This window comes from Staphylococcus edaphicus (genome assembly GCF_002614725.1).
In the GTDB taxonomy this organism is placed as follows: Bacteria; Bacillota; Bacilli; order Staphylococcales; family Staphylococcaceae; genus Staphylococcus; species Staphylococcus edaphicus.
Genome location: NZ_MRZN01000026.1, coordinates 14057 through 34102, shown reverse-complemented (window position 1 = coordinate 34102; position 20046 = coordinate 14057). Strand labels below are relative to the sequence as shown.

At 36.9% G+C, this 20046-nt stretch carries 15 protein-coding genes and 1 other annotated feature; of the genes, 10 read left to right on the top strand and 5 right to left on the bottom strand.

Annotated elements, in window-relative coordinates; translation table 11 throughout:
• Nucleotides 1-209 precede the first annotated feature (209 nt).
• A complete protein-coding gene (locus BTJ66_RS12205; protein ID WP_099091216.1) occupies nt 210-1055 on the bottom strand; it encodes a ParB/RepB/Spo0J family partition protein in 846 nt (281 codons plus the stop codon).
• Nucleotides 1056-1238: 183 nt separating this feature from the next.
• Nucleotides 1239-1615: a binding site (T-box leader), on the top strand.
• A 62-nt stretch (nt 1616-1677) separates the two neighbouring features.
• Here BTJ66_RS12205 and BTJ66_RS12195 point away from each other — a divergent pair.
• The 10 genes from BTJ66_RS12195 to BTJ66_RS12150 all read left to right on the top strand — a co-directional run bounded on the left by BTJ66_RS12195 (nt 1678) and on the right by BTJ66_RS12150 (nt 13604).
• Entirely contained in the window at nt 1678-2781 is a 1104-nt protein-coding gene (locus BTJ66_RS12195; RefSeq protein WP_099091215.1) for a PLP-dependent transferase, read from the top strand.
• Nucleotides 2778-3953: a cystathionine beta-lyase MetC gene (metC, locus tag BTJ66_RS12190; protein WP_099091214.1), complete on the top strand. Its 1176-nt coding sequence runs from the start codon at nt 2778-2780 to the stop codon at nt 3951-3953. The genes BTJ66_RS12195 and metC overlap by 4 nt, the downstream gene beginning before the upstream one ends.
• The gene (locus BTJ66_RS12185) at nt 3907-5748 is read left to right on the top strand and encodes a bifunctional homocysteine S-methyltransferase/methylenetetrahydrofolate reductase (protein ID WP_099091213.1); all 1842 of its coding nucleotides are present in this window, start codon (nt 3907-3909) and stop codon (nt 5746-5748) included. The genes metC and BTJ66_RS12185 overlap by 47 nt, the downstream gene beginning before the upstream one ends.
• On the top strand, nt 5742-7988 hold the full coding sequence (gene metE, locus BTJ66_RS12180; RefSeq protein WP_099091212.1) for a 5-methyltetrahydropteroyltriglutamate--homocysteine S-methyltransferase: 2247 nt from the start codon (nt 5742-5744) through the stop codon (nt 7986-7988). The genes BTJ66_RS12185 and metE overlap by 7 nt, the downstream gene beginning before the upstream one ends.
• A gap of 24 nt (nt 7989-8012) precedes the next feature.
• Nucleotides 8013-8753, top strand: a complete 741-nt coding sequence (locus BTJ66_RS12175; RefSeq protein WP_193433033.1) for a cyclase family protein — start codon at nt 8013-8015, stop codon at nt 8751-8753.
• Nucleotides 8754-9080: 327 nt separating this feature from the next.
• Entirely contained in the window at nt 9081-10970 is a 1890-nt protein-coding gene (locus tag BTJ66_RS12170; RefSeq protein WP_099091210.1) for an assimilatory sulfite reductase (NADPH) flavoprotein subunit, read from the top strand.
• Between the two features lie 33 nt (nt 10971-11003).
• Entirely contained in the window at nt 11004-12071 is a 1068-nt protein-coding gene (locus BTJ66_RS12165; protein ID WP_099091209.1) for a beta propeller repeat protein, read from the top strand.
• A 167-nt stretch (nt 12072-12238) separates the two neighbouring features.
• Nucleotides 12239-12679 (top strand): LytTR family DNA-binding domain-containing protein, encoded by a 441-nt coding sequence (locus tag BTJ66_RS12160; RefSeq protein WP_099091208.1) that lies wholly within the window; start codon nt 12239-12241, stop codon nt 12677-12679.
• Nucleotides 12676-13134 (top strand): DUF3021 domain-containing protein, encoded by a 459-nt coding sequence (locus tag BTJ66_RS12155; RefSeq protein ID WP_099091207.1) that lies wholly within the window; start codon nt 12676-12678, stop codon nt 13132-13134. Before BTJ66_RS12160 ends, BTJ66_RS12155 begins: the two co-directional genes overlap by 4 nt.
• A gap of 5 nt (nt 13135-13139) precedes the next feature.
• Nucleotides 13140-13604, top strand: a complete 465-nt coding sequence (locus tag BTJ66_RS12150; RefSeq protein ID WP_099091206.1) for a DUF4188 domain-containing protein — start codon at nt 13140-13142, stop codon at nt 13602-13604.
• A 107-nt stretch (nt 13605-13711) separates the two neighbouring features.
• Here the strand turns inward: BTJ66_RS12150 and BTJ66_RS12145 are convergent, their stop codons facing one another.
• From BTJ66_RS12145 to fadD, 4 genes are all read right to left on the bottom strand, one after another.
• A complete protein-coding gene (locus BTJ66_RS12145; protein WP_099091205.1) occupies nt 13712-14896 on the bottom strand; it encodes a thiolase family protein in 1185 nt (394 codons plus the stop codon).
• A gap of 31 nt (nt 14897-14927) precedes the next feature.
• A complete protein-coding gene (gene fadB, locus BTJ66_RS12140; RefSeq protein ID WP_099091204.1) occupies nt 14928-17186 on the bottom strand; it encodes a 3-hydroxyacyl-CoA dehydrogenase/crotonase FadB in 2259 nt (752 codons plus the stop codon).
• A gap of 52 nt (nt 17187-17238) precedes the next feature.
• Nucleotides 17239-18447 (bottom strand): acyl-CoA dehydrogenase FadE, encoded by a 1209-nt coding sequence (fadE, locus tag BTJ66_RS12135; RefSeq protein ID WP_099091203.1) that lies wholly within the window; start codon nt 18445-18447, stop codon nt 17239-17241.
• A 78-nt stretch (nt 18448-18525) separates the two neighbouring features.
• Entirely contained in the window at nt 18526-20037 is a 1512-nt protein-coding gene (fadD, locus tag BTJ66_RS12130; protein WP_099091202.1) for a long-chain-fatty-acid--CoA ligase FadD, read from the bottom strand.
• Nucleotides 20038-20046 lie beyond the last annotated feature (9 nt).

The window sequence follows — 20046 nt, the reverse complement described above, 5'->3', positions numbered from 1 at the left end:
TGGCAGTGATTTATGCCGACTCCTGCGGGAATAGCACTAGCCGAAGACTACAGGCTAAGGCAGTGCCCGCGGAAAGCGTGCATAAAAAAACTGCCAACAAAGTCGTAGACTTTGTCGACAGTCTGAAAGCACCAAGCTATATAATATAGCTTGGTGCTTTTTTTTATAGACTTTTTTGTTTTTTTATTGCTGTTTCAACATTTCAACCATTATTCTCTATTGTATTTATTATTTAATTGGTGTATTAATCTTCTAAATTCGTCTTCAGACTTAAATTCGAATGTAATATTCCCCTTTTTATTCGTAGTAGAAATCGCCACTTTTGCACCATATTGTTCTTTAAGTTGGCGTTCTTGTTGTCTAATGAATTTTGGTTTTGCTGCTTTTTGTGTAGTTTCTGCTTTCGTTTTATTTTCACTATAGTGTGTGGTTACATAATTTTCTAATTCTCTTACACTCCAAGACTCTCGGACGGCTTGTTTGGCGATGCTTTGCATCTTTCGCTTATCTTTCACACCTAATAGTGTGCGTCCATGCGCACCTGATAATTCACCTTGTTTCACCAAATCAGCTACTACTTTTGGTAAATTTAATAAGCGCAGCATATTAGCAATATATGGTCTGGATTTACTCAAACGCTGAGCAACTTGTTGTTGTGTTAAATTCAAATCATCCATCAATTTACGATAACTTTCTGCTTCTTCAATTGCATTTAAATCTTCACGTTGCAAATTTTCGATAATTGCAAGTTCCATCATGTCTTCATCCGTAAGCGATTTAACGATGGCAGGAATTTCAGTCAAACCAGCCATGCTTGCAGCTCGAAAACGTCTTTCACCCACAACGATATGATAGCCAGAAATCGTTTTTCTTAAGACGATGGGTTGTAATATGCCATGAAGTTTAATCGATTTTGCTAGATCATTTAATCGTTCTTCATCAAATGTTTTACGCGGTTGATATGGGTTTGCTTTAACCCTTTGAATATTTATTTTTTGAATGTTTTCATTATCTTCTATCGTTAATCGTTCATCTCGCTGGTTTTCGATTTTCAAACACCTACTTTCATATAATCTACTTAGTGTCATTTATATATTCGATAGTACCATTATATCATCACTCATCTATCTTAAAATGCTGAACAAATAATTAGTTAAATCGAAATTTTCAGATAAGTTGTTGACAAAAGTAATTTTAATGTGTAATCTTGGGTATATCAAATTCGAAATCACACAAATAAAAACACAGTAATAAGGAAAGTAGAACTTACACTGCTGTCACAGAGAGTCTTCGTAGCGCTGAAAGAAGATACAGAAAGCATGTTTGAAAATGGCCTTTGAGTGTTGGTGCCAATATGAGGTATCAACGGAATCGCCCGTTATAGCGATACAGTATTAACATTTTGTTAAATGGCGTACTGGATTATTCCACGTGTCGTATCTTTCGTTAATACTCATTTTATTTCTAAATAGAATGGGTTTTTATTTTAACGTCTGTGCGATGACACAATTCAGTATACGTTAATCATTCAACAATTTAGCGTACTGGATAAGGTTACTTTAGCGATAATGTAACAAACAAAGGTGGTACCGCGAGCTAAGCTTTCGTCCTTTACATCCGAATTTTTCGGATTTAAAGGACGAAAGCTTTTTTATTTTTACAAGGAGGTTAACTATTATGAAAAATACTGAACTAGCACAAATTGCTTTATCACATGATCATACAGGGGCTATTGCAAATCCAATATATTTATCCACAGCTTACCAACACCCACAACTGGGTGCATCTACAGGCTATGACTATACGAGAACAAAGAATCCGACTCGCTCAGCATTTGAGGAAGCATTTGCTAAATTAGAACGCGGCGTTGCTTCATTTGCAACATCAAGTGGCATGTCAGCCATTCAATTGATATGTAACTTGTTCAAATCTGGTGATGAAATATTAGTATCTTTCGATTTATATGGTGGTACGTTTAGACTTTTTGACTTTTATGAGCAACAATACGGTATTCATTTCAAATATGTTGATTTTCTCAATTATGAAGAAGTGGAACAAAGTATTACAGAACATACCAAAGCTTTGTTCATTGAACCTATTTCAAACCCACAAATGATTGAAGTTGATGTGGATCCTTTCTACATCCTAGCCAAGCAGTTTAACTTATTAACTGTTATCGATAATACATTTTTAACACCTTACCTTTCTACACCCTTAGAAGATGGCGCAGATATTGTCTTACATTCAGCCACAAAATATATTGGTGGACATAACGATGTATTAGCAGGTGTAGTCACTGTTAAGGATCAACATCTTGCTGAACAATTAGGCCAATTGCACAATATGATTGGCGCGACGTTGTCACCGTTCGATAGTTACTTGCTCCAACGCGGTTTAAAAACACTCCATTTGAGAATGGACCGCTCGGAATACAACGCTAAATTACTTGCTGAACGATGTAGTAATTTAGATGCCATCGACAAAGTGCTGTATAGCGGACGTACAGGCATGTTGAGTTTACGTTTAAATAAAGATTATAAAGCCGACAAATTCTTAGAACATTTAAATATTTGTATTTTTGCCGAAAGTCTTGGTGGCACAGAAACATTTATTACATTTCCATATACGCAAACACATGTAGATATGCCAGATACAGAAAAAGACAAACGTGGCATTGATGAATATTTACTTAGATTATCCATCGGAATCGAGAATTATGAAGATATTGAAAATGACATCATTCAAGCGCTAGAAAAATCTAAACAAGGAGTGATTTTATGAGTTTATCAAGAGAAACAGAAGTAATATTTGATGCACATAGAGGTATAGATTATGATTCAGCAAATCCTCCATTATACGATTCTTCAACATTTCATCAAAAAGTTTTAGGTGGCGGTGCTCAGTACGACTATGCTAGAAGTGGCAATCCCAATCGCGCCTTGTTAGAAGAAAAATTAGCTAAGTTAGAAGGCGGGCAGTATGCCTTTGCTTACGCATCAGGTATCGCAGCAATTTCAGCAGTCTTGCTCACTTTAAAAGCTGGTGACCATGTCATCTTACCAGATGATGTTTACGGCGGTACGTTTAGATTAACTGAACAAATTTTAACGCGTTTCAATATTGAATTTTCAACTATTGACACTACGCATTTAAACGAAATTGAACATGCCATTCAAGACAATACGAAACTGATATATATTGAAACACCTTCTAATCCACTGTTCAAAATTACAGACATTAGAGGTGCAGCAGATATTGCTAAAAAACATCATCTCACATTAGCTGTAGATAATACATTTATGACGCCACTAGGACAATCACCATTAACACTTGGCGCTGATATTGTAGTACATAGTGCTACCAAATTCTTAAGTGGGCATAGTGACATTATTGCAGGCGCAGCAATAACAAATAATAAAGTCATCGCTGACGCTTTATATTTATTACAAAATGGTACCGGCACTGCACTTTCTGCTCAAGATAGCTGGACATTGGCTAAACATTTAAAGACATTACCTGTACGGTTCAATCAATCCGTTGAAAATACAAAGCAAATCTATGATTTCTTAGCACAATGCGATGAAATCGCCGAAGTTTATTACCCAGGTAATAGTGAGCTACACTTATCACAATCTAGTCACGGTGGTGCGGTATTAGGGTTTCGCTTAAAAGACGAAACAAAAGCGCAAGCTTTTGTCGATGCGCTCTCTTTACCCTTAGTTTCTGTGAGCTTAGGTGGTGTTGAAACTATCCTTTCACATCCAGCTACTATGTCACATGCAGCCGTCCCAAAAGAAGTGAGAGACGCAAGAAATATTACATTTGGCTTGTTTAGATTAAGCGTTGGATTAGAAGCAGCTGATGAATTAATCTCTGATCTCAATTATGCATTTAAGGAGGCTTTCAATGAGTCAACTACTCGACAAACTACAACACAACATATTAGTAGCTGATGGTGCAATTGGCACTATTCTTTACTCCGAAGGTCTAGATACTTGTCCTGAAGCTTACAATATTACCAATCCCGACAAAGTGGAACGTATACATCGCACCTATATCGAAGCTGGTGCAGATATTATTCAAACTAATACGTATGGCGCAAATTTTGAAAAGTTAAAACCTTTTGGCCTTGAGCATAAGGTAAAAGACATTCACTACGCAGCCGTTGAAATTGCCAAACAAGCAGCTAATGACGAGACATTTATTTTAGGTACTGTAGGTGGATTCAGAGGTATTAAGCAAGAAGATCTCGAATTATCATCCATTCAATATCATACAGAAATACAAATCGAAACATTAATTGATGCAGGTGTTGATGCCATTCTATTCGAAACCTATTACGACTTAGAAGAACTTACGACAATTATCAAAGCTACTAAGCGTAAATACGATATTCCGGTTATCGCTCAACTCACTGCGTTAAATACAAATTATTTGAGAAATGGTATTGAAATCAACACAGCCCTACAACAAGTTGTTGAGAGTGGTGCCGATATTGTTGGATTAAATTGTCACCATGGCCCACACCATATGCAGCAGTCCTTTTCACATATTGAATTGCCAGATGGTGCTTATCTATCCTGTTATCCTAACGCAAGCTTATTAGATATTGAAAACAGTAAGTTTAAATATAGTGATAATGCCGCTTATTTTGGAAAAGTCGCTGAACAACTTATCAATGAGGGTGTGCGCTTAATTGGTGGATGTTGTGGCACAACACCTGAACACATTCAATATATTAAGTCATCCGTTTCTAATTTGAAACCTGTTACCGAAAAAAATGTGATTCCTATAACTAAATATGTGAACCACCCTGAAAAACCGACTCAAAAGCAAAATCTAACGTCAAAAGTAAAACATAGACCTACCATTATAGTTGAACTAGATACACCTAAACATCTAGACACAGACTTATTTTTCAGAAATATCAAAAAACTTGATGATGCAAACATCGATGCCGTTACACTAGCCGATAATTCATTAGCGACTGTGAGAATCAGTAACGTTGCAGCGGCAAGCATTATCAAACAACATTATGACATTGAACCATTGGTCCACATTACCTGTCGTGATCGAAACTTGATAGGATTACAGTCCCATTTACTCGGCCTATCCTTATTAGGCATTAATGAAATTTTGACCATTACAGGGGACCCTTCGAAGATTGGACATCTTCCTGGTGCAACAAATGTCTATGATGTGAATTCTAAAGGATTAACTGAAATTGCTTTGCGATTTAACCAAGGTATTAACACTGATGGTGATGCGCTGAAGACGCAGACGAACTTCAACATCGCAGGTGCATTTGATCCAAATGTAAGAAAGCTAGACGGTGCGGTACGCCGCCTAGAGAAAAAGCTAGAAAGCGGCATGCATTACTTTATAACGCAACCCGTTTACAGCAAGGAAAAAATCAAAGAGGTCTATGAAGCAACGAAACATTTAGACGTACCTTTATTTATTGGTGTTATGCCCGTCACTAGTTATAACAATGCACTATTTTTACACAATGAAGTACCAGGCATCAAATTATCAGAAGACATTCTCGACCAATTTGTAGCTGTTAAAGATGATAAAGCAAAAACAAAAGCATTGAGTCTTAAACTTTCAAAAGAATTAATCGACACAGTACACGAATATTTTAATGGTTTGTATTTAATTACACCCTTTCAAAAAGTCGATTACACACTTGAACTTGCAAATTATTCAAAATCAATTACTTCAACTAAACAGGAGGCAATATTATGACAATTCAAACATCAAACTTAGGTTTTCCAAGATTAGGTAGAAAAAGAGAATGGAAAAAAGCTATCGAGGGTTACTGGGCAAATAAATTCGATTTAGAAACATTGCATCAACAATTAACAGATTTACACAAAGAAAATTTATTACTCCAAAAAAATTATAATTTATCTAGTATTCCTGTCGGTGATTTCTCTTTATATGATCATATCCTTGATACCTCTTTATTATTTAATATCATTCCTGAACGATTTCAAGGTAGAGAAGTTAATGATGATTTACTTTTCGATATTGCTAGAGGCAACAAAGAACATGTAGCAAGTGCCTTAATCAAATGGTTTAACACAAATTATCATTATATCGTTCCAGAATGGGACCATGCCGAACCAAAATTAAATAAAAATGTCTTATTAGAACGCTTTAACTATGCACAGTCACTAAACGTCAATGCACATCCAGTGATTGTAGGTCCAATTACATTCGTTAAATTATCTAAAGGTGGCAACCAATCTTTTGAAGATAAGGTCCAGACTTTATTGCCATTATATAAAGAAGTCTTACAATCATTAGTTGATGCCGGTGCAGAATATATTCAAATCGACGAACCTGCACTCGTGACAGACGATAGTTCAGATTATGAAGAGATTACGCAAACTGCATATAATTATTTTTCTGAAGCGAATTTAGGAGATTACTTAGTCGTTCAAACTTATTTTGAACGTGCCAACTTATCATTCATAAACAGCCTCCCAATTAAAGGCATTGGCTTAGATTTCGTACATGACCATGGATTTAACCTCAAGCAAATCCAAGACGGCAAGTTTGATCGAACTAAGACACTTTATGCAGGTATTATTGATGGACGTAATGTATGGGCTGCCGATATCGAAGCCAAAAAAGACCTCATCGAAACATTACAGAACTATACGGATGAGCTTGTGATTCAACCATCATCTTCACTGTTACACGTGCCTGTTTCACTTGATGATGAAACACTTGATGATTCTATCGCTGAAGGTTTAAGCTTTGCCACTGAAAAGCTAGATGAACTAGATGCGCTCAAACGTTTATTCAATGACAGTGATGATCGCAAATATAACGAATTAAAAGCACGTTATGAGCGCTTTCAAAATCAATCATTTAAAAATCTCGAATATGACTTTGATAGCGTCAGAACGACTAGACAGTCCGTATTTAAAGAACGTAAAAAAGCACAAGATGCACGTTTGAATCTACCTGATTTACCAACGACAACAATTGGTTCATTCCCACAATCACAAGAAGTGCGTAAATACCGTGCTGATTGGAAGAATAACCGCATTACCGATGACGCGTATGAAACATTTTTAAAAGATGAAATTGCCCGCTGGATTAAAATTCAAGAAGACATCGGTTTAGACGTCCTAGTACATGGTGAATTCGAGCGTAACGACATGGTAGAATTCTTTGGTGAAAAGCTACAAGGCTTCTTAGTAACTAAGTATGGTTGGGTACAATCTTACGGTTCACGTGCGGTGAAACCACCAGTTATTTACGGAGATGTTAAATGGACAGAACCACTGACTGTTAAAGAAACACTTTATGCACAAAGTTTAACAGACAAACCAGTCAAAGGTATGTTAACTGGACCTGTCACTATTTTAAACTGGTCCTTTGAACGTGTTGATTTACCACGTGAAGAAGTTCAAGATCAAATTGCCCTAGCGATTAATGAAGAAGTTTTAGCATTAGAAAATGAAGGTATCCAAATCATCCAAGTAGATGAGCCTGCACTAAGAGAAGGCTTACCGCTTCGTTCAGAATACCATGCAGACTACCTAGATAAAGCGGTTCATTCCTTTAAACTATCAACATCTTCAGTAGCTGATGAAACGCAAATTCATACACATATGTGTTATTCTCAATTTGGTCAAATCATCCATGCTATTTATGATCTAGATGCAGACGTGATTTCTATCGAAACATCACGTAGTCATGGTGATTTAATCAAAGACTTCGAAGATATCACATACGATTTAGGTATTGGTCTAGGTGTTTACGATATTCACAGCCCACGTATTCCAACCGAATCAGAAATTACAGCTGCGATTAATCGTGCTTTACAAGAAATTGACCGCTCACTCTTCTGGGTTAATCCAGACTGCGGATTGAAAACACGTAAAGAAGATGAAGTGAAAGAAGCACTAAGCGTATTGGTCAATTCAGTTGATAAATTACGTAAATCAACAAATCCAGCAACCGTTTAATTATCAATGATGTAGGTGATGCCAATGAATTATCCTTTATGGAATCAATTAGAGCAGTTAAAATCATCAACGTGGGTCGATTTGACCCACACATTTGATGAAAATATTCCTTGTTTCAGTGAATTTGAACGCGCCAAAGTTTCAACGCTGTTTAATGTAGCAGATGATGGCTTTTATGTGCAAAATTGGGATATTGTCAGTCAGTATGGGACACATATTGACGCCCCCATTCACTTTGTAGACAATACACGTTATTTACACGAACTCGATTTAAAAGAACTTGCCTTACCACTGATTGTTTTAGACTTTTCACAAGAAGTAGCTAAAAATTCAGATTTTATTTTAACGCTTAGTCATATTGAACAATGGGAATCAGCAAACGGTGCCATTGAACCTGATACATTCGTTGCTTTTCGTAGCGATTGGTCAAAACGGTGGCCAAACATTGAACCATTCGAAAACAAAGATAGCGAAGGAAACCAACATTTACCAGGTTGGGGGTTAGATGCATTAAAATACTTACTTGAAGAACGCAAAGTTAAAGCAATTGGGCATGAAACATTTGATACAGATGCCTCCATCGATATAGCAAAAAACGGTGATATCGTTGGTGAACGCTATGTATTGGGACAAAACACGTTTCAAGTTGAACTACTGACGAACCTAGATCAACTTCCAGACCGTGGCGCCATTATCTACACGATAAGCCCTAAACCTAAAGATGCACCTGGATTTCCAGTACGTGCATTTGCTATAAAACCTTAAACTGATTTAAAATAACGTCGCATTTCGTATATTTATTAAATTATTAAAACCTAGCCATTATATTAAAAATTAAGAAATTGAGCACTTCTTAATAAATTATTTTCCTTTCAATATATAAATATATGCCCACATCATCTAAATAATGATGTGGGCATATTTCAGTGTATTAGGCGTATAGGCCATTAGTTTGATTTTTATTTAAATGATAATTCATATCATTTAAAATGATTGAATCAATGTTATAATTCAATCACATTCCATATAGTTTATCGTAGGGGGGCAATCCACCTATTTTCTATATAAATATTATAAATAGAGGTGACACGAGTGCAACTTAATCAAAACAACACCCCTTTTAACGAGGAGCAATTAGCACTAATCAATCAACTACTACCAATGCTAACAACAGAACAGCAACATTGGTTAAGTGGTTACCTACTAAATCCAAACACATCTCAGTCGTTAGACAACGACATGAACATACAAGCACATACATCGGTTAATTCAATACCTGCGTCTGCAACTTCAACAACTACTGAGCAATCAGAATCTGAACTCGCATCAACCGAAACGAAAACAGAACCATTAGAAGTGCATGTATTATATGGTACCGAAACCGGTAATGCTGAAGAAATCGCTGAAACATTTGAAACAAAACTCAAAGCACAAAATCTCAACGTGCATCTCTGGGATATGGACGATTTTCCTAGAGCGTCATTACCAGAAGTCGAACATCTTTTTATTATTTGTTCCACACAAGGCGTTGGTGAACCACCTATCAATGCGTTAGATTTATATGACCACCTTCATAGCGATGATGCACCACAATTAAATGCAGTTAATTTTGCAGTGTTGGCTCTTGGTGACCAAGACTTTCCTGATTTTTGTCAGGCAGGTAAAGATTTCGATCATATCTTAGGCCAACTCGGTGCTCATAGAATCGCTGATAGAGTTGATTGTGACTTTGACTATGAAGAGACTGCGGAACAATGGATTACAAATATGCTTGAATTACTGTCTCAAGTCACACCCTCTTCAAATGAAGACACACCGAATGTTGAAGATGAAGTTGTGACAATAGAAGAACCTCAAGCACCGTATTCAAAATCAAACCCTTTTCAAGCAGAAGTCTTAACAAATACCATTCTTACTCAACCAGAAGCATCCCGAGAGGTAAGACACCTTGAATTATCACTTGAAGGTTATCGTGATGTATATGAACCTGGTGACAGCTTAGTTGTTATCCCACAAAATGACCCTGTTCTTGTCGATCAGTTGATTGATGCACTTCATTGGGATGCTGAAACACTTATCCAAATTAATGATAGTGATTCAGTCCGTTCACTTAAGGACGCTTTAACACATGATTTTGAAATCTCTAAATTATCTCCCGTTCTTATGAAGAATGCTGCACAATTGTTTGGCAACCCGATGTTAAATGCCAATATTCAAAAATCAGAATGGGTTCAAAGCTATATTTATGGAAAAGATGTTATTGATTTAATTAAGGATTTTACACCCGTTGCACTTGAACCGAAGATGCTCCCACAACTTTTAAGAAAATTACCACCACGAGAGTATTCTATTGCAAGTAGTAATAAAGTGAATCCCAACAGTGTACACATCACAGTTCGTGTTGTGAAATATGAATCACATCATCGTGAACGATTTGGCGTATGTTCCGTTCAATTAGCTGAACGTACAGCCCCGGGGGATACACTTCCTGTATATCTGAAAAAGAATCCAAATTTCAAATTTCCATATGATTCGGAAACACCCGTTATCATGATTGGTGCAGGTACAGGTATTGCGCCTTACCGCGCTTACCTTCAAGAACGCGCACACCAAAACCTAAAAGGTGAACAGTGGTTAATTTTTGGCAATCAAAACTATCATCATGATTTTCTCTATCAAGATGACTTAGAATCTTGGCTCGATACTGGCGTATTGAGTAAATTAGATTTAGCCTTCTCAAGGGACACTGAAAATAAAATCTATGTACAACACCGTATTGAAGAAAATAGCGCCGAATTCTATAGATGGATTGAAGCTGGTGCCATCATCTACCTTTGTGGTAACAAAGATGAAATGGCAAGTGGTGTACATGACACATTCATTTATGTCCTTATTAAAGAAGCTCATATGACTGAAACTGAAGCTGAAGCCTATTTAACAGACATGATTAAAAATCAACGTTATCAACGCGACGTATACTAAAAGCATCAATGCATGCAAAGGAGACTCGTTATCATGGCACAATTTGCAATAACTTATGACCAAACATTACTACTTGTCACTGAAGACAATAATCAATTACACATAACACAAAAACTCAACGGAATGAATACAATTGCCCTAGCACAAGATCCCTTAGACAGTCATGTATTGTACTGCGGAACTTTCGATCGTGGTTTATGGCAAAGCAAAGATAAAGGAAATACTTGGCACCCTATAGGTACACGCTTCACATACAATAGTTCATTTAAAAAAGGCGACATTCACATGACATCAATCACTGCCATATCCGTGATTAACACAGGTCGAGATGTTGGCACCGTCTTAGTGGGTACAGAACCGAGCGCCCTATTTATCTCTTATGATCAAGGCCATACCTTTGAATTATTAACTGACTTTGATGACATCCCAGGAAAATCACAGTGGTTCTTTCCACCCAGACCACATACACACCACGTAAAGTGCATTGATACAAATAGAGCTACGCCTGAAATCATCTCACTCACAATTGAAGCGGGTGGTTTTATTCAGTCTGAAGATGGCGGTCAACATTGGAGCACACCACAAACTGAACACGCACCTATTGATATCCATGTCTTAAAAAGTCACCCCCGCTATCCAAATAAATTATACGGCGTATTAGGAGATACCTTTTTAAATGGTGGTAGAGACACATATATTGAAAGTGATGATTACGGAAGTACTTGGACAACCTCTATCGCTGGTATTCGCTACAGATATGGCTATGGTTTAGCAGTTAATACTGGAGATCCAGACAACCTTGTTATCGCTACTTCCAGTTCTCCTTTTCATGCACATCAGTATAATGACGAAACGTTTTCAACCATTTACTATTTAGATAAAACTAAAAGCGACCAATGGCAAGAAGCTACAAAGGGGTTACCTGCTCCAGAAGGTACAATTATATCTGCCGTAACCGAAAGCGATAGTATATTCTATATCGCTAATAATAAAGGGATTTTCAGTTCTAACAATAAAGGTGAAAATTGGTCTCCTCTAGCTTTAGACTGGCCGGTTGAACTTACTTCACAACATGCACATCAGTTTATCGTACTCGATTAATAATAATAACAACACATAAATGAAAGCCTTAATATATGGATGAAAAACCACATCCATATATTAAGGCTTTTTTGCCACTTAGCGCAATATAATTACCAGTTAGAAACTTTCTATAGTATTTATAGCTAGAGTTTGTTTTACTTATACAAACGGGAGGTGCGCATATAATGGAAGTAGAGACAATTTATGATAACCAGTTGCCTAATCAAAAAATCATTATCCAATGTCATGAACAGGCTGAACATTTACCAGAAATCATCAACTATATTAAACAATTATCAGCTAACACATTATTTCCTGGAAAATACAACGACAAAATATATTACATCAAGCAACAGCATATCATTTGCTTTCGCATGGAAAATAAAACACTAACAATGATTACCAATGAACAACACTACACCACGAATCATCGTTTATACGAAGTCAAAGCACAACTACATGATTATTTCCTACAAATATCAAAGTCAGAAATCATCAATGTGAATTATATTGATCATCTAAAATTAAATAAAAACGGCACAATTGAAATTATATTTACAAATGGCGCTTTTACCTACTCTTCTAGAAGATATCTACCATTAATTAAGGAGGCTTTAAAATTATGAAACGCATATTTCACGGCGTAACCGTTGGCATTACGATTGGCGTCTTTATCTCTTTAATATTTTCGATGCTCTTTGCAAACTCAGCTTTCCATCCAGTTTCTCCTAGATCAACAATGGGCCAGATTTATTTTTCACATTTAAGTGAATTACAAATCATGTTTATTTCCGTTGTGATATGGGCATTAATCGGCATAACATTTAGTTATGGCGCGCTCATTTATACAAATTCAAGAAAGTCACTATTATTTAAAACACTAATCCATTTTTGTTTAATGTTCATCATTATGTTTCCTTTAGCCATCTTAGCAGGATGGTTTCCGCTTAAAATTTCAGCAATAATATCATTCATTGTGATTTACACAATCGTTTATATAATCATTTGGGGAATTGAAACTAGACGCAACCAGCATGATATAAATGAGATCAACGATATGCTTTCAAAACGAAAGGGATGATTAAAATGAATCAAGGTCGCTATACAGTATTACCTACTGAACCAGTCACTGTATTTTTAATAGGTCTTCGCATAAACAAATGGTATAAAATTCATAAATGGTTACCTGTACTCTTGGCTATGCCACCAATGCTCTCCGAACTATCGAAAGATAAGTCTCTTGGTTGCTTATCTTTTGAAATGTTGTTTAAATATCGTGGCGTTATGATTGTTCAATATTGGACGTCTAACGAAAAGCTACTTAGTTACTCTAGAATGCCTATCCATTTGAAGGCTTGGCGTAAATTCTCGAAAAAATTAAAAAATAATGACGGTGTCGGATTTTATCATGAGTCATATCATGTAGATACCCATCAATATGAAAATATTTATATCAATATGCCTGATTTTGGTCTTGGTAAAGCACTCGGCAATCAACCCGTAAGTAAAGCTACAAATACAGCAAAGCAACGGCTAAAGCGTCATACTTAACTATCCGCTATCCCTTATTACAAAACTAAGTCAAAAACGCCCTTAAACGTGAATATTCACATTTAAGAGCGTTTTTCATGTTACACGTACATCTACCATGCTATCCTTTATCTGACATACTCGAAGATACCAGCTGCACCCATACCTACACCGATACACATGGTAACCATGCCATATTGTGTTTCTGGACGTTTTTTCATTTCAGATAATAGACGGCCCACTAACATTGCACCCGTTGCACCTAGTGGGTGACCAAGTGCAATCGCTCCGCCATTCACATTAGTCTTTTCAATATCTAAACCGGTTTCTCTGATTGAAGCTAATGTTTGAGAAGCAAAAGCTTCATTCAACTCTACTAAATCAATATCTTTGACGTCTAGGTTAGCTTGTTTCAATGCCTCTGGTATAGCATATGCTGGACCAATACCCATTAATTTAGGATCTACCCCCACTGCTTTAAATCCAACAAAGCGAGCAATTGGTTCTACACCTAACGCTTTCACCTTTTCACCAGACATGATGACTACAAAGCCTGAACCATCTGTTAAAGGTGCCGATGACCCTGCTGTCACTGTGCCGTCAGCCTTAAATACCGTTGGCAATTGCGCTAATGTTTCTTGATTGGTATCAGGTCTAATTAATTCATCTTCTTTGAATACGGCTTTACTTACAACTGGTCCATTTTCATCATATGTTACTTGATTCACTTCAATTGGTATAATTTCATCATCGAATTTACCCGCTTGTTGCGCTGCTGTTGCACGTTGATGACTTTGTACTGCATATGCATCTTGATCTTCTCTAGAAACATGATACGTTTCTGCAACCATTTCCGCAGTGAGTCCCATTGGGTAAGAAACACCGGAATCTTCGTCTTGAAGAATCGGGTTATTCGTTGGCTCATTCCCTCCCATTGGAACGGCGCTCATCAATTCAATACCACCTGCAACAAGTATATCTGCTTGGTCAGCAATAATTTGATTAGCTGCATGTGCAATTGTTTGAAGTCCTGATGAACAATAACGGTTCACCGTTTGGCCTGGAACTTCATTTGGCATACCAGCGAGCAAAGCAATGGTTCTGGCAATGTTTTGCCCTTGTAAGCCCTCAGGGAATGAATTCCCGACAATAACATCCTCGACCATGCTTGGTTCAAATGAACCTCCGACCTTTTCTAATACACCTTTTAATACTTTTGCAGCAACTTCATCTGGTCTTTCATGTGCCATAGCGCCATTTTTTGCTTTACCTGCTGCTGAACGTCCGTATGCTACTATATATGCGTCTCGCATTTACATTCACCCTTCCTGTCCTGATTAGTAATTAGTTACGTAGTGGTTTACCTTTTTCTAACATATGTGAAATTCTGTCATACGTTTTTTTATTTTTTAATAGTTCTAAAAATCTTTCTTTTTCAAGCTTTTGTAAATATCTTTGGTTAACGTATGTGTTACGAGGGATATCACCGCCGGATAATACCTCAGCTATTTTCAACGTAATTTCATAATCGTAGTCGCTGATAAAGTGTCCCATACGTTGCGCATCTAACTGTCCTTCAGCTAACGCTTTGAAATCTTTACCTAACGCAATATATTGTGCTTTTGGTGTTGGTATATAATTTGTTTGCGCTTCATAACGTGCTCTATTCAAAGCAACTTCAACACGTTTTTCTGTATTTAAAATGATCGTATCGGTATTTCTTAGATAGCCATATCTTACTGCTTCATGAGCGTTTGTCGATACTTTTGCAAGACCTATTTGCATGAGTATATCGGTAATTGCTTTTTGTTTATCATCATTTTTATGATTTGTGCGAAGAATTCTGTCTGTTAACTCTGCAAGACCACCGCCAGCAGGTAATAAACCTACACCTGTTTCAACCAAACCAATGTATGATTCACTTGCCGCAACGACAATGGGTGAATGAAGTACGAGTTCACAACCACCACCAAGCGCTCTGCCTTGTACTGCAGATACGACTGGTTTTAGCGCGTATTTTAACCTTGCAAACACATGATGCAGTTGTTCGACTGCTGCGCCCACTTCTTCAACAACACGGTCTTCTTCATGCGCTTTTTTCATTTGGTATAAATTGGCACCAACACTAAAGTTATTACCACCAGCGTATATGACCATACTACTGTAATCTTCATTCTCTAATTTATCGATAGCTTCAAGTAAGTCATCAAGGAAGCGATTAGAAATGACATTATTTTTACTTTGTAATTTTAATAGCAGTTGGTCTTTATTTGCTATAGAGAGGTTCGAATCTGATCTGTCCCATAGCGCTTGGTCAATAAACTCCGCTACTGGTGTAATCCGTTCGATAGACTCCCCTTCCGTGTAGAATGATTCATTACGTTGTTCTATCCAATCAGGTAATTGACCTAACTCTTCTTTCATTCGTGTTTTCACACGGTCAAAGCCCATTAAATCCCATAATTGAAAAGGTCCTTGTTTCCAGTTAAAGCCCCAAACTAGTGCACGATCAATATCTTTGAATGACTCTGCTGCTTTAGGTACATTAATCGCTGAATAATAGAAATTATTTCTAAGTGTTTCCCATAAGAATACCCCTGCATCATCTTGTGCATTAAAAATGACATCTAAATTTTTAGCTAAATCTTTTCCAAATTGACTTAATATTTCTAATTGAGGCTTTTGTGGTTCGACATAATCATTTTGTTCAGGATCAAAGACAAAACGCTGTTTATTTACTTTTTTGTAAAAACCTTGTTTGGTCTTGTTACCTAAAGCACCTTTTTCCGCTAATGTTTCTGAGAGTTTCACATCATGGAAGAATGGTTGTTCTTCAGGTATTTGTTGTAGCCCTTTAATAACTGCTATTGCAATATCTAGCCCTACTAAATCCGATAAACCGTAAGTTCCCATTTTCGGACGACCAATGCTACGGCCAGTTAATGCATCTACTTCTGGTATTGAAAATCCTTGTTCTTCTGCTCGGTACATAATATCGTTCATTGTTTGTGTGCCTACACGATTCGCTACGAATCCAGGCACATCATTAGCGACAATGACACCTTTACCTAATACATCTTCAGCAAAAGATTGAACGCGTGCCACAACAGATTCCGTCGTCTTACTATTCGGAATAACTTCTACTAATTTCATGATGCGCGGTGGATTAAAGAAATGCATTCCGAAAAATCTCGCTTTATCGTTATCTTCAAAGACATTTGCAATTGCTTCGATTGGAATTCCCGAAGTATTTGTTGCAAATATTGCCTCCTCTTTAGCCACATCTTTAACTTTATTCCAAATTTGATGCTTGATTTCAACTTCTTCTTTGACTGCTTCTATATAAATATCTGCATCATCTTCACCAACTAAATCATCATTAAAATTACCGTAAGTAAGATTAGATGCAAATGATAAATCGAATAATTGTGGACGTTTCGGATTTGTTATGATTTCATATGCTTTTTTTGAGATTTTATTCGGTTCATTCTCATCGATTACAATATCTAGTAATTTCACTTTCAACCCTGCATTGACAAGTAGTGCAGCAATTTGACTACCCATTGTTCCTGCACCTAATACCGTTGCTTTTCTTATCGTCATACTAAACCCTCCAAATTTGGTTTTCATCTTTACTGAGTACCTCTAACGTTGACTAAATAAATGCTGAATCTCCTGTAATTGCTCTACCTATTACTAATGCATTAACCTCATGTGTACCTTCATAAGTGTAGATTGCTTCGGCATCAGCAAAGAATCTTGCAATATCATATTCTCCTGCTAAAATGCCATTACCACCATGTACACCACGCCCCATAGCAACTGTCTCTCTTAATCTCAGTGAGTTCATCATTTTGGCCGTTGATGTAGCCACCTCATCATATTCTCCGTTTGCTTGCATACGTGCCAGTTGTGCACATGTTGCCATCGCTTGTGCTAAATTACCTTGCATCATGGCTAATTTCTCTTGAATGAGCTGGAACTTACTAATTTCTTTACCAAATTGCTTCCGTTTTGTGACGTATTCGGTCGTTGCTTTCAAGGCACCTGCCATTGCACCTGTAGCCATATATGCTACACCAGCACGTGTTGAATATAATACTTTTGCAATGTCTTTAAAGCTGTTAATATTTTGCAGGCGATTTTCCTCTTTAACTACCACATTGTTCAAGCGAATACGCGCATTAGGCACAATTCTTAATGCAATTTTATGTTCTAATAATTCGATTTCGACACCCTCTTGGCTTGGTTCGATGATAAAGCCTTTCGGTTTACCAGTTTCAACATCTACTGCATACACCGGCATAACATCAGAAACATCCGCACCGCCAATCCATTTTTTCTCACCGTTGATAATCCATTGATCACCCTCACGTTTCGCTGTTGTTTCTAGACCACCCGCGACATCAGATCCGTGTTCAGGTTCTGTCAGAGCAAAACAAGTACGTAATTCATGTGATTGTAATTTAGGTAAATAATACGCTTGTTGCTCTTTACTACCACCAAACCAGAATGAATTATGACCTAGCCCTTGATGCACACCTAGTAATGTAGCAAGCGATACATCGAATTTGGCTATTGTATATGACATAAAGAATTGAAATAATTGACTAGGTGTCTTTGCGCCTTCTCTACCTTCAAAAAGCAATGGATTTTGGAAGTAATTTAACTTTCCTAACTCCTCAAAATATCCCTCTGGTTCTGTTGCATTTAACCAGTGTTCGTTAACAGAATCTCGGTACTTCTCTTCTAACATGTCATTCAATTGTTTTAATAATTTAACTTCACCTTCTGTTAAATCTTTGGCAACGCTTAAAATATCCTCTGGGTATAACGCTTTAATAACTTCTTCTTTTGTAGCCATAATTAAAACCTCCATTTATAATGATTGCGCTTACATTTTTATTTAAAATTTTTTCTGTAACCTTTTACATCCTACTTATTAACTTTTACCTTGGCTCTTAGCCTTTTCATTCATATATTTTTGTATTTCTAACTTATCTGGTTTCGACGTAGAATTGAGTGGCAAATGTGTTAATTTCATATACATTCTTGGTATTTTGTAACCGGCTATATGTTCTCTCATATGCGCATCCAATATTTGTTCAAAATCTGGATTATCTTCAGTCAGGACGACTGCCGCTGAAACTGATTCTCCGTATTTAGGACTCTCATAACCTGCTACGACACATTGAGCCACTAATGGATGATTAGCTAATACCGTTTCAACTTCTGATGGGAGGACATTTTCACCGCCTGTAATAATCATTTCTTTACGGCGATCGACAATAAAGACATCACCTTCTTCATCTACTCTCGCCAAGTCGCCTGTTAAGAAATACTCACCATGAAATGACTTAGCAGTTTCTTCAGGTTTATTCCAATAACCGGGTGTAACATTATTTCCTCTTACACCTAATTCACCAATTTCACCGACTTGCACTTCTTCAAAGTTATCATCAAAGATGCATATATCCATAAACAAGACTGGTTGACCAATGCTACCTGGTTTCGCTGCACCATTTTCAGGCGTATTCACCATCACCAACGGCGCCTCAGTTAATCCATAACCATTTATAATAGGGAACCCAACACTTGAAAATTGCTTTTGTACGCTTGGCAATGGTGACGAACCACCTTGAATCAAGAATTCAAGATTATTGAAATTGTCCAAGTCAAAATTATCCGCCGCTAACATCGCGTAATACATGGTCGGTATTTGAATTAAATAGTTAGGTTTATACTTGGTCATCAATTCATTAAGCGCTTCGCCATTGAAATAACGTTGTAATACGAGCGTGCCACCTGCCATTAATAAGGGCAGTGTTAAATCATTAAACCCTAACACATGAAACATAGGTGTTGAAATAATTGTCGTGTACGTCGAATTCATCTTATACGTCAAAGCAATGTTGATTGGATTATTTACAAATGAATCATACGTAAACATAACGCCTTTAGGTAATCCTGTCGTACCACTTGTGTACATGAGTGATGCCAAATCACTACCATCTACACTCACTGCTTTAAACGGGCGATGATGTTGTGGATCCACAATATCATCGTATCGCTGTGAATCGATATCTATATGAAGTCGTTCATCCGCAATACCCTCCAAACTTGATAGATGTTTTTCAGCATAGAAAATGAGTTTAACATCCGAGTCAATAATGACACTTTCAATTTCTTGTGTTTTTAAGCGCCAATTAATTGGCAAATAAACGGCCCCTATTTTAAAAGATGCAAACAGTAAATCTAATAGTGCAACGTCATTCGGTGAAAAGATACCAACGACATCACCACGCTTAACCCCTTGATCGCGTAAATAATTTGCTAAATTCTCTGCTCTGATATTTAAATCTTGATACGTCCATTCTGTACCTTTAAATGGATCAATGATTGCTGCTTTTGGTTCATCAAACGTTGCTCTTGTTTTAATCCAGTCGTAGTTCATATTTTTCTC